General features: G+C 41.9%; 10 protein-coding genes. All 10 read right to left on the bottom strand.

Features of this window, described 5'->3' with window-relative positions; translation table 11 throughout:
- Position 1 precedes the first annotated feature (1 nt).
- On the bottom strand, positions 2–682 hold the full coding sequence (locus tag Q1R07_RS14475) for a response regulator transcription factor (RefSeq protein ID WP_300491621.1): 681 nt from the start codon (positions 680–682) through the stop codon (positions 2–4).
- A 78-nt stretch (positions 683–760) separates the two neighbouring features.
- On the bottom strand, positions 761–2962 hold the full coding sequence (locus tag Q1R07_RS14470) for an ATP-binding protein (protein ID WP_300491619.1): 2202 nt from the start codon (positions 2960–2962) through the stop codon (positions 761–763).
- Between the two features lie 496 nt (positions 2963–3458).
- Complete coding sequence (locus Q1R07_RS14465; RefSeq protein WP_300491617.1) at positions 3459–4208, bottom strand: Asp/Glu racemase; 750 nt, start codon at positions 4206–4208, stop codon at positions 3459–3461.
- 21 nt (positions 4209–4229) lie between these two features.
- Positions 4230–5141: a fumarylacetoacetate hydrolase family protein gene (locus Q1R07_RS14460; protein WP_300491615.1), complete on the bottom strand. Its 912-nt coding sequence runs from the start codon at positions 5139–5141 to the stop codon at positions 4230–4232.
- A 6-nt stretch (positions 5142–5147) separates the two neighbouring features.
- Complete coding sequence (locus tag Q1R07_RS14455) at positions 5148–6260, bottom strand: cupin domain-containing protein (RefSeq protein ID WP_300491613.1); 1113 nt, start codon at positions 6258–6260, stop codon at positions 5148–5150.
- Positions 6261–6262: 2 nt separating this feature from the next.
- A complete protein-coding gene (locus Q1R07_RS14450; RefSeq protein WP_300491611.1) occupies positions 6263–7243 on the bottom strand; it encodes a carbon-nitrogen hydrolase family protein in 981 nt (326 codons plus the stop codon).
- A 23-nt stretch (positions 7244–7266) separates the two neighbouring features.
- Positions 7267–7698: an acyl-CoA thioesterase gene (locus tag Q1R07_RS14445; protein ID WP_136401432.1), complete on the bottom strand. Its 432-nt coding sequence runs from the start codon at positions 7696–7698 to the stop codon at positions 7267–7269.
- A gap of 18 nt (positions 7699–7716) precedes the next feature.
- Positions 7717–9300 carry a glutamate synthase-related protein gene (locus Q1R07_RS14440; protein WP_300491608.1) on the bottom strand — a complete coding sequence of 528 codons (1584 nt, stop codon included), beginning with the start codon at positions 9298–9300 and terminating at the stop codon, positions 7717–7719.
- Positions 9301–9304: 4 nt separating this feature from the next.
- On the bottom strand, positions 9305–10909 hold the full coding sequence (locus Q1R07_RS14435; RefSeq protein WP_300491606.1) for an AMP-binding protein: 1605 nt from the start codon (positions 10907–10909) through the stop codon (positions 9305–9307).
- Positions 10910–10939: 30 nt separating this feature from the next.
- On the bottom strand, positions 10940–13201 hold a 2262-nt coding region (locus tag Q1R07_RS14430), incomplete at its 5' end, for an FAD-dependent monooxygenase (RefSeq protein ID WP_300491604.1).

The following is a 13201-nucleotide window of genomic DNA, read 5'->3' as shown; positions in this document are numbered from 1 at the left end:
TTTATTCGTCTTTTAGGTAATACCCAAAACCCGGTCGGGTATGAATGAGTTTGTTCTCGTGGTTTTTATCGATTTTTTTTCGAAGGAAATTAATATACACTTCGATGGTATTCAGATTGGTGTCAAAATGAGAATCCCAAATCTGTTCCGAGATGGTCTGTTTGGAAAGTGTTCTACCTTTGGCTTTGGCCAGTAATAATAACAGCTGGTATTCTTTCTGTGTAAGCTCAACAGTGGTGCCGGCTCGTTTTACCGTCATCGAAGTGGGTGCGATTTCAAGGTCGTCAATCACGATTATTTTTTCCTCGTTTTGCGGTGTTGCACTACGTCGTAACAGGGCTAAAACCCGAATCAACAGTTCTTCCAGATGAAACGGTTTTACCAGATAATCGTCGGCACCCAATTGAAATGCATCCATTTTGTCGTTAAGATCGCCATAAGCGCTGATCATCAGGATAGGCGTCGTCTGGTCGGTTTCCCGAATCTGACTGCATACATCCAGTCCGTTGATTTTCGGGACGTTAATGTCCAGTAAGTAAATATTGTATTGTCCGGAACGTAATTGGCGGAAAAAGACTTCTCCGTCGAATACGCAATCACACGCAATGTCCTTTGTTTTTAAAAAGTCACTGATTTCTTTTGAGAGTACTAAGTCGTCTTCCAGGAGCAGAATTTTAATCATTTGATGGCGGCTGTCAGATAAGAATAGTAAAAGTAGGAAAGTTATGCGATTCTAAAAAATAAAGCCCGGAATAATGTGTTATGGATTTGTTCCGCACAGCTGCACAATCATTTTGCACAGTTGCTTGGGTTCAAACGGTTTGATAATGATACCATTCATCTCGGCGGCAAATACCTGTTCGGAAATTTCCTGTTTGTCGAAAGCGGTCAATGCAATAACCGGAATGTTGATGCCTAATTCGCGAATACGTTTGGTGGTTTCAAAACCATTGATAGCCGGCATGTTAATGTCCATTAACACCACATCGAACGTTTCTTTTTGCAAAAGATCCAGCGCGTGGAAACCGTTATCGACAATCACATTCGGGAAATTATTGTCGTCCAGGATTTTTTTGGTGACAATCTGATTGATTTTATTGTCTTCAACAACCAATACGCGATAGCTTTGCTCCAAAGCGTATTCCACCTCGAGGTTATCCGTATAGTATTTGATTTCTTCCGGATCCGAATCAAAGCCAATAATCACCGTCATGGTTGTTCCTACGTTTTCTTTACTTTTAATACTGATTTCGCCGTTAAACAGCGTTACGAGTTGTTTTACAATCGGAAGTCCGAGACCGGTTCCCTGATAATCGTCTTCCTTGCGTTCGATCTGGACAAATTTTTCAAAAACCTTTTCCTGATCTTCTTCGGCGATACCAATCCCGTTATCGATCACTTCAAAACGGAGGTAATAAATCGTGCCTTCAATTTTTTCAATTTGCGCGGTGATTTTAACGCGGCCTTTATGGGTGAATTTAAGCGCATTTCCGATCAGATTCATAAAAATCTGAGACAAACGTACCCGATCACCAATCAGTAACGTAGGGATGTCTTCGTCTACTTCAAGTAGCAATCTGTTTTTGTTTTTTTCAGCCAAAAACATCAAACTGTCGGTTACCAGATGTAAGTCCTCGATAATGTTAAACGCCGAATTTTCCAGTTTGATCTTGTTTTCATCAATTTTATAGACCTGTAAAATATGATTTTCCAGCGACAATAAATATTTGGGCGAAAATTTTATGGATTTCAGATACGAACTTTCCGAAAGCTCTTTGTGTTCGTCGGTAATAATATCGGTGATTCCTACCACGCCATAGAGCGGTGTACGCAATTCGTGGCTAATCGTGGAGATAAATTGCGATTTGAGTTGGGAAACTTCTTCGGCCTGATCTTTGGCTTCTTTTAATTGTTTATTGGCAATTTTAAGCTCGTTATTGATCTTTTTACGGATTTCATTGTTTTTGTATAATGAAAAGAGAAATAACAACAAAAAGATAAGTGTAATGATAAACAATACCACAATAATGCGCGATTGCTGTAAACTTCTGGCTTGAAGTTGTTTTTCACTTTCAATTTGCGATACTAGCCTTTTGTATTCGTCCAGTTCAATCTGACTACCGGCTTTTTTTACTTCGTTGATGCGTTCTTCGTTATAAATCTGCTCTTTTGTGGTTGTGTATTTTTCAAGATAAAAATAGGCGTTTTCAAAGTCTTTGATCTTAAAATAATACTGAGAAAACTCTTTGTAGAGATCACAGGCGTTGGTTTGCAGGAATTCGACCTTGTTTTTTTGACAAAGCTCCAGTGCGGTTTTATAAAAGGCTTCTGCCTTTGCAAAATTATTGGAATGGGTGTAGTAGGAGCCTAATAAGGAGTTAAGGGATATCTGGGCTTCCAGTTCAGTCCCTTTAAGGATCTGTTTTTCCAGTCCGACCAGGTATTTGAATCCTTCGTCGTATTTTTTGGTTTCGAAATAGGCGCTGGCGATATTTAGTCGCGTATAGATGATTTCGCTACTGTCTTTTAGTTTTTCGGAATAATAGAGTCCGATTTTGTAATGTTCGATTCCTTTTTCAAAATCGAGCTTGTGATAGCAGTAAGCACTCGCCAGATTGTTGTGTAGCCAGTCTTTTATCGTATCGTTATCGGTTTGATTGGCGTAGCGGAGGCCTTTTTCATAGTACTGTACCGCTTTTTTAAAATCGGAGAATTCCTCATGGTTGAGTCCGATAATGTTGTAGGCTTTGGCTATCAGGACTTTATCGTTAATCCGGTAGGCTTCGTTGAGTGCGTTTTTAGCGGCGATAAGCGATTTTTCACATTCCAGATTTAGCATATGATTGCTGGATTTAGCAATCATTTTAGAAATCTCTTTTCGGGTCATCTCTTCTGTTTGGGCAAAAACAAACTGAGAAGACAACAGCACTAATAGAAATGTACGTAATGGCTTATTAGTCATTGATCACTTAAAAAACTACTGTTATAATTACACAGATCCGCATTTTGTTAAAAACTGTAATTATTTCGCATAACAATATTAGTACAAAAATACTATAAAGAGAATGTTTTGAGAATTAAATTATTCTCATTATGTGAGAATTAATTTTTTCTCACTTTTTTTAAGACTAAAATTGTTTTTTGTTAAAAAGTTTTTAAATGTTTATGTTGAACTGTTATTATTTAAAAAAAATTAACAGTTTTATTTTAATTTAAGTAGTTATTCGATTTGTGATTATTTGTTTTTGTGTCAATATGTAAAGAATAAAATAAAATTGAATGGCATAAATCGAATAATACTGCTTTTTTTAGGGTTAACATTGGGAATGTAAATTAGAATATTAGGCTACTGGAGCAAAATGCACTCATTTTGAAGGTTTCGATTGCAGAATGCTAAGGTGCCAAATAAAAAAATCCTGTAAAAAATACAGGATTTTAACGAAATGTTATTGAGGATCTTAGTATTTCCCGCTAAGTAATTCGCCTCCGATCGATGCCTTTGCTTCCAAGCCTAATTTTTTCATCATTTCGTAGGTGGTACAAACGGCAGCCGAAGTAACCGGAATTCCGGTTTCTTTTTGAATTTGATCAATAGCTTCAAGTGACGGCATTTGCACACAAGCTGAAGCGACGATAACGTCTACACCTTCCAGGTTAAGTCTTTTGTATATTTCCAAAAGATTCATCGGATCCTGAGCGGCAACTTCAAGGTTGTCGGGAATTTCCAAAGCAATGGAATCGACTACTTCAAAGCCCTGATGTTCGATATAATCGACCACCATGTCGGTTAGCGGACGCATATAAGGGGTAATCACGGCAACTTTTTTTGCACCGAGTACTTTTAATCCGTTGATCAAAGCTCCGGCACTGGTTACAATTGGCGTAGGGAAGTTGTTTTGTACTGTTTCCTGATGCAGGTTTACTTCCGAAACGCAATGATAACCACGCCCCATGCTCATAATCGCAACCAAACAGGCATAGCCCATTACATCGACATGCGCATCGGATAATTCCTGAGCGCATTTAAGGCTCATGGCATCCATAGCTTCGAGTTCTTCTTTGGTCACTTTTTTCATTCGCATCCGACTCGAATGGAAGGTAAAACGTTCCGGTAAAAGGGTTTCACGCGAACGGAAAATAGCCGGAATTTCGGTTTCCATCGTAACGTTGGAACTGGGAACAATCTGGCCGATTCTGTATTTTTTCATTATATAAAAGGTGTTCTTATTTTAATTTAATGTTTTGATAGTATTCGTTATAGTTCCAATGTTCTCAACTGTTGCTTTAACAATGTCGCCATCCCACATCCATTCCTGAGGCGATCTTCCGGCGCCTACGCCAGCCGGTGTTCCGGTAGCTATAATATCGCCCGGTTCAAGGGTGAAAACCGTGCTTAAATCTTCAATGAGATCGTTGATGTTAAAGAGCATGAATTTGGTATTGGAGCTTTGTTTTTCAACGCCATTAAGGGTTAATGAAAGGTTTAGGTTATGCGGATCCGGAATTTCGTCTTTGGTCACTAAAACCGGTCCCATTGGGGCAAAAGTATCTTGTCCTTTCGAAACAATCCATTGTCCGGAACGACGACAGTCACGAGCGCTAATGTCGTTGATCACCGTATAACCGAATACATGATCCAAAGCTTCTTCTTTAGAGACATATTTCCCTTTTTTTCCGATGATCACTGCTAATTCCACTTCCCAGTCCAATTGTTGCGTTAGTTTCGGATTATGGATAATATAGTCATCGGTTCCAATAACAGCTGTTGGCGGTTTTGAAAAAATAACGGGTTGTTGTGGTAGTTCTTTAGAAGTATCTAGTGTACGCGCACTTTCAGCCACGTGTTCGGTATAGTTAAGACCAATTCCGATGATGTTTTTACGCGGTTTTGGAATCGGAGCAAGGAAGGTAACATTTGACAACGGGTAGTAGCAATTGCTTTTTTCCTCTTCTGTCAGACTGTCTATTAATTGCTGGATTCGGTGTACCTCATCCAATCCGGCATCGATGAGTTCCAGCATCGTTAACGGTAGGGTTTCTTTTTTGATTTTGGCAACATCTTCCAGGTCAATCATATGGTTGTCCTGAACAACTCCCAAACGGGGAGCGGTATGGTTAATTTTGTAAGTAGCGAGTTTCATTTATGATTAATTTACTATTTGGTATCCGTTATTGTCGGGGTAAGCTATTTCCTGATACAGTCCTAATGATTTGATCACCGGAAGGTCGTTAAACGAAAATAAGCAGGCATCTTCGGTTTCGGAAAGATTTACGTGTTCGTGGAAAACCCAGGAAGGTACACAGAAAATATCCCGTTCTTTCCAGTCGTATCGTTTTCCACCGATAATGGAATAACCGTTGCCTTTGGCGCATTGGTAGATGATCGATCCGGTATGTTTGTGCGCTTTGGTATGTTGGCCGGGGCGTAATAATTGCATAGATGCACCCATCGTTTGCATTACCGGTCCACCGGTGAGTGGGTTGGTGTAATCCATGATAACGCCGTCGTAAGGCGATCCTTCGTTTACTTTTGCGGCTTCCTGTAATGCCGGATAAACCGATGTCCAGGAATATTTAAAAAGGGGCGAATAGGGTTTATCCCAAACCGTATCGGCCGGAATGAAGCCCGCCGCTCCGCCATAGGTTAACGGCGAATAATTTAAAGGTGCTTCGAGCGGTTGCTTACCGTCAAAAACGGCATAATCGTTGGCTTCCAGAGCATTTACAAGCGGAATATCCAGTCCGTCCTGCCAGATACAGGTTTTTCCGTTTTCCTCAACGCCGTGTTCGTGCCAGGTGGAGTTTGGTGTGATTACAAAATCGTTTACTTCAAGCATGATTTTATTACCATCAACAATAGTATAACCGCCAGAGCCTTCCATTATAAAACGAAGCGCGGATGCTTTATGGCGGTGTGCCGAAGTGCTTTCTCCGGGACGGGTAACCTGAATTCCGGTGTAGAGCCATCCTACGGCTGCACTCACATCTTTACGTTTGTCATTCACCAGATATACTACACGACGCCCGGCTTGTTCGGGAGTAACGAGTTCGGATGATTTTAAAACCAGTTCGCGCAGGTTTTCGTATTTCCACAGCATCGGAACGGAAGACGTTCGCGGTTCCCAAGGTTCGATATCATTAGCGACGGTCCATAAGGCACCGGCACCAAGTGTTTCCAGTTCTTTATAATAGGCTTCGAGTTCCGGGGTGTCTTTTACCCGGGCTCTCCCGATAACGTCATCATTAAATTGGTCTTCCATGATTATTTTGCGTTAAACTCTTCGTGTGAATTAATAAAGGTAATTTTTCGGGTCGGAGCGGTATTTACACGCAAATCGAAAATATCAAAACGGTTATAATGCCCTAATATGTCGTGCATTTGTTTGGGCTGAATGCATTTTGACAGGTCGATTTCGGCGTAAGCAATCCCTTCGTCGTCAATAATTGGTTCACCGATCACCGCGCCATTCGGACCGATAAATCCGGAAAATGCGGAATTTTTACGGGTTAGTAAGGTTTCGGCATCCGGAACATCTTCTTTTAAAATGTCCATAATCTCTTGTGAAATTGTCGAACAGGATACAATTGTAAATAGTTTTCCCTCGAAGGAATGGGCTGCTGCGCGAATTTTGATCGCTTCGGCCATATTATAATCGGGTGGCGCAACCGGCAGCGAAATGTAATTCGCGATATGGACAAGTTCGCCTTGCGATAATAGCGTAAACCGTGCCAAAGTATTGGTGTTTTCGCCACAGGCCAACGTTCCGATCGGACCTACTTTAGTTGGGTATACTTTTAGTGAAGAACCGTCGCCGGAAGTCCAGGTGAGTTTTTCGGCCCAGGTCGGTACCAGTTTTCGGTGTTTTCCAATCAGCTGACCGGCATTGTCGATGATAAGGTTCGTATTGTAAATTTCACCATAACTGGTGCCACGTTCGTTAATACCGATTACAACATGGATGTTGTTTTCCTGTGCGGCCTGTTGGATTCGTTTGATCTCCGGATCGTCTGCAGCAACAGCATTTTTATAGAGTCTTTCATACCATTTGCTTCCCTGTACCGGAGTCATAATCCAATTCCAGTAGGGATAACCGGCTACGAATACTTCCGGAAAAGCGATTAATTCCGCACCGTTGGCGGCAGCTTCCCGGATAATCGAAATGGCTTTGTCGACCGTTTTTTCTACATTTAGAAAGACCGGTGCCGTCTGAACGGTTGCCGCTTTAAACTTTGAAAATTCCATTTTAGTTTTGAGGTTTAGTAGGGTTACAAGGTAACCAGTAGGTATTGGTTTATTTTGTGTTTCATATCGTCGTTAAAAGCTTCGGCTTTTATACCATCCCGATTTGGGTTAAAAGCGACATTGACCAAGGTAACTTCGCCTTCCAGACAAGTTGCTCCGGCTTCGTCTTCAAACCGGAAACCGCATAGGATGGAAGCGCCACCGAGATGTTTAACCCATAATTTTTTAGTGAGCGTTTCGCCTAATCGGGCGGCTTTTTTAAACTGTACTTTTAAATCGACGGTTGGGATGCCGTTGGTTTCATGCATTTTGGAAAAAGGACGACCCAAGGCTTCTTCAAACCAGTCTTCCACAAGGCAATTGAGCATTTCGAGAAAACGGGGATAAAAAACAATGCCGGCATAGTCGACATGTTGGAAGCGTACTTTTTCGGTTTTTATAAAGATGTGATTCATTTTTTGAATTATAGGGGATTAAAAACTTTCGGCGGTTGCCTTTTTCCAGAAAAACTGAAAAGCTGTCGGAACGGTATTCTCATTCAGCAAACAACCTTTGTCAATTTCAGGGTACATTTCGTAATAGGTTTCGATTTTGGTTCCGCTCACACGGGCACTGATCACGGTACGATCTACGTCGTCCGGATGTTCAATTCCGGCAGAGGCCATTAATTCCATCGCACTTTTTACCGTTTCGTGCTGAAAACGGGCAACCCGTATACTTTTTTCTTCCGGAACCAATCCTTTTACCAGCTTTGGATCCTGAGTAGCTACACCGGTCGGGCACGTATTCGCATGGCATTCCAAGGCCTGAATGCAACCGAGTGCAAACATCATCCCACGTGCCGAATTGCAGACATCAGCACCAATAGAAAGGCATTTTATAATATCAAAACCGGTAACAACCTTACCACTGGCGATGATTTTAATTTCATTTTTGATACCAAAACCGTTTAAACTATCGTAAACAAAAGCCAGTGCTTCGCGTAATGGCATTCCCACGTGATCGGAATATTCCTGAGGTGCAGCACCGGTACCACCTTCGCCACCATCTACGGTTATAAAGTCGAAATAGGTCTGGGTTTGTACCATGGCTTTACAAATGGCTAGAAACTCCGATTTGTTACCAATACATATTTTCATGCCGATTGGTTTTCCACCGGAACCTTTTCGCAGGAGTTTGATAAAATCCATCAATTCCAAAGGTGTACTAAAAGCCGAATGTCTGGGAGGGGAAATGATATCCTGTCCTTTTTGAACCAATCGGATCGCTGCGATTTCGTCGGTAACTTTTTGTTTGGGTAAAATTCCGCCATGTCCGGGTTTAGCACCTTGCGAGAATTTTATTTCAATCATTTTTACATTGTCCAATGTGGCCCTTTTGGTAAACTCGTCGTACGAAAATCGCCCTTCATTATCACGACAGCTAAAATAACCGGTACCAATATTCCATACGATATCGCCTCCATTTTCAAGGTGATAGGGCGAAAGACCACCTTCGCCGGTATTGTGATAGAAACCGCCTTGTTTGGCTCCGGAATTTAAAGCCAGAATCGCATTTTTACTGAGCGATCCGTAACTCATCGCACTGATGTTAAAAAGACTCGCCATATAGGGCTTTTCGCATTGGGACGATCCGATCTTAATTTTCGGATTGGAATCCACTTCCGAAAAAGGAATGGCTTTAATACTGTGGTTGATCCATTTGTAGCCCGGTTCGTATACGTTTAATTGCGTTCCGAATGGCATCGAATCGGTTTCTTTTTTACTGCGTTGGTACACCAAACTGCGCTGTAGTCGGTTAAAAGGTTTTCCTTCGGTATCGGTTTCGATAAAATACTGACGCATTTCGGGTCCGATAGATTCCAAAAGATACCGCATACGCCCCAATAATGGGAAATTGCGTTTGATGCTTTGTTTGGACTGGTACATGTCGTGTAAGCCCATTAGCACCAACGGGATAAAAATCAAAAGTAAAAAACTGAATTTCCAATTGACGTAAATCAGTATAGCCGTGATGGATAAAACGGTTATGCTAAAAACTACAAATGCTTTTCTCATAGTATTACTGTTTTAGTTTATAACGCTGTATTTTGCCGGTTTCTGTTTTGGGCAGATTGTCCATAAAACGAACTTCCCGTGGATATTTATAGGGCGCTGCCACTTCTTTAAACCAGTTTTGAATGGCTTTACCCAAATCAGGGCAAGCCTTGGTTTTGTCTTTTAAAACAATATAGGAGCAGACCAACATGCCCCGTTCTTCGTCGGGCAATCCAACAACGGCACACTCGGCAATTTCCGGATGGGTGAGCAATACATTTTCCACCTCGATGGCTGCAATATTATAGCCTGAAGAAATGATCATGTCGTCTCCACGGGCTACAAACCAAAAATAACCGTCTTCATCCTTACGGAAGATATCTCCGGTAAGATTCCATCCGTTTTGTACATATTCTTTCTGTTTGTCGGTACGGTTTAAATAACGACAACCGGTAATCCCGCGAACGGCAAGTCTTCCGGGTTCGTTGGTTGCCACTTCATTCCCTTTTTTATCGACGATTTTGGCTTCGTAACCATGAATGGGTACGCCGGTAGCACCTTTTTTAATATTGTCTTCGTTAGACGATATAAAAATATGCAGCATTTCGGTCGCGCCGATTCCGTCAATAATTTTTAGTCCGGTGGCATTGTACCAGTCTTCCCATACCTTTAAAGGTAATGTTTCTCCAGCAGAAATACACTTTCGTAACGAAGAAATATCATAATCTTTAACTTTTGTTGTCAAAATGCGCCAGGCGGTCGGAGCGGTAAAACAAACCGTGATTTTGTATTCCTGAATGGCTTGCAGCAGTATTTCGGGACTTGGTTTTTCAATTAAAAAAGTCGAGGCGCCATAATAAAACGGGAATAATACCAATCCGCCCAAACCAAAGGTAAACCCTAGCGGCGGACTTCCGGTAAAAACGTCATCCGGTTTTGGTTGTAGCGAATATTTTGGAAAAGCTTCGCAGATCAGGATCACATCCCGATGAAAATGAGCGGTCATTTTGGGCTTTCCGGTTGTTCCGGATGTAAATCCGATTAAAGACACGGAATCCGATCGGGTAGGATAGTTCTCGAATTGTATTGATTTTTGGGCTATTGCTTTTTCAAGTTCCTGTTCATTTTGTTCCGAACCGTCAAAATAGAGTACTTTTTTTAAGGCGGGTTCCGTTACCAGATCCATTTCATCCCGTAGGCGGTAATCGCAAAAAGCATGACTAATCTGCGCACTTTCGACCATTACGGACAATTCTTTTTCCCGTAATAATGGCATTGTAGCCACTACGATACCACCGGCTTTTAATACCGCAAACCAACACGCTACAAACATCGGATTGTTGGCAGAACGGATTAAAACCCGATTTCCGGAAATAAAACCGGTATCGTCGATCAGGTAATTGGCAATCTGATTGGCTTTGTCATATAAATCCTGATACGTCCAAACCGAATCAAACGTGCGGATTGCGATTTGATTGCCGCGGCCTTCTTTAATATGGATATCCAGTAAAGGCGCTACACAATTCAGGTTTTCGGGGAACTCAAAATCCGGATGATCAAAAAGGTATTCCGGCTGTAGTTTTAAAGCCGGAAGGTTATCATGTGCGAAATTATCGTGGTAATGATTCATTTTTGGGGTAGTTAAACTGTTGGTGTTGTATCAGGCTTTTTTATGGCTTTCCGGTTTTAGTAATTTTTTCATACCCTCGGTCGCTTTTCGCTCGGAACCTTTTAGCGGATATAAATGGGAGATTCCCATACGGTATTGTTTTGGGATATCATCCGTTTGATATTGCTCGTAGGCCTGTGCATTTCGAACAAAATTCGCATCGAGTAATAATGGTCGTCCCAATGCTACCAGATCAGCACGGCCATTTAAAAGGATGGTATTGATTTGATCAATATCCTGGATATAACCGGTGGTAATAGTAGGAATGGAAACGGTGTTGCGAATCGTATCGGAAAAAGGTGTTTGCCACATTCGACCCATAACCGGTTGTTGTGTGGCTACCGTATTTCCGGTTGAGACATTGATGATATCGGCACCGGCATTTTTAAAAGCCTGAGCAATTAGAATACTGTCTGCTTCCGTAAGCCCGTTTTCGGCCCAGTCGGATGCCGAAATTCGTACCGACATCGGTTTGTGTTCCGGAAATGCAGCACGCATCGCTGTAAAAACCAATAATGGGAATTTTAAGCGGTTTTCGATACTACCGCCAAAACTATCCTGACGTTTGTTGGTTAATGGCGACAGGAATGAGGCTAACAGAAAACCGTGATGCGCCTGAAGTTCGATCATGTCAAAACCGGCTTCGTCGGCGTTTTTAGTTGCCTGTACAAACTCGTTTAGGATTTGTTCCATATCGTGGAGATCCATTTCTTTTGGAACGGCCATTTTTTCGTTATAAGCAATTGCCGAAGCCGACAATAAGTTCCACGGATTTTCAATGGGTTCCTGTGTTCCTTCCCACGGTTTTTTAATCGCGCCTTTTCGTCCGGAATGCCCCAGTTGAATGCCTATCCTGGAATCGGAATTCTGATGAATAAAATCGGTTATTCTTTTCCAGTTAACTAGTTGTTCTTTAGTGTAAATACCCGGACAACCTAAAGTGATACGTCCGGTTTCGGAAATGGCTGTCATCTCGGTTAAAATCAGACCAACACCACCTGTGGCACGCGATCCGTAATGCATAAAATGCCAATCGGAAACCAAACCGTTTTCGGCAGAATATTGTCCCATCGGACTCATTACGATTCGGTTTTTTAGAATCATTTCCCGTAATTGAAATGGGGTAAATGCGGCCGGTGTTTCCGGTTTATTTTGGTGTTTGGTATTGAATTCGGATAGGACTTTTTGTGTAAAGGTGCTATCGCGTAAGGCCATATTTTCAAAGGTAACTTTTTTGGATCGGGTCATCACGCCAAAAGCAAACTGCATAAAATCGTGTTGGTTATGACGGTCCATATGTTCGAACCAATCCAACGATACATTTGCGGCATATTGAATCATTTCGACACGGTTACGGCGTACTTTTTCGTATTGATCAAAGGCTGCTTTAACATCATCCGGATGTTTACTAACGGCTTCCGAAAGCGCAATAGCGCATTCCATGGCTAGTTTGGTACCTGAACCAATGGAATAGTGAGCGGTTGCTTTGGCATCACCCAATAAAACAATATTGTCTTTAGACCAGTTGGAATTGGTAATCGCCGGGAACTGTCGCCAATGCGAACGATTGGAAATCAAGGAATGACCGTCTAGTTCTTCTTTGAATAAATGCTCTAGTTTTAGAATAGTGTCGGCTTCATCGGTTTCCGAAAAACCGGCTTTTTGCCAGGTTTCGTCCGAACATTCAAAAATCCAGGTACTGCGTCCGGCTTCATATTGGTAGGTATGTGCGACAAATGTTCCATAGGGTGTTGTCCGGAAAAAATACGTAAAAGCATCCAGTGGTCGCGTAGAACCCATCCACACAAAACGATTGTTTTTGAGTACTTTTTGCGTACCGAAATCGGCAGGCATCTGATCGCGGAAAATACTGTTAATACCGTCCGAGACTACAATATAGGTACTGTCGCTAAATTGGGAAAGATCGGTAATATTCGATTCAAAATGCAGGTTAACGCCTTCTTCGCGGCAACGCTGCTGTAGTAATTCCAATAATGTTTTCCGGGAACAACCGCAAAAACCATTGCCGGTAATCCGAACGACTTCACCGTCGCGGGCAACATCCAGGTCGTCCCAATAGGCAAAGCGACTGCGTATTAATTCGTATGATTTGGGATCTTTGGTTAAGAACTCACTTAAGGTTTCATCGGAAAAAACAACGCCAAAACCGAAACTATCGTCTGCTTTGTTGCGTTCGTATAAGTCAATCTGGCAATGTGGCAATGCTTTTTTGGTAAGGATTGAGAAGTATAA

It is taken from the genome of Flavobacterium sp., assembly GCF_030146175.1.
Lineage (GTDB): Bacteria > Bacteroidota > Bacteroidia > Flavobacteriales > Flavobacteriaceae > Flavobacterium.
This window is presented reverse-complemented; position numbering and strand designations above follow the sequence as displayed.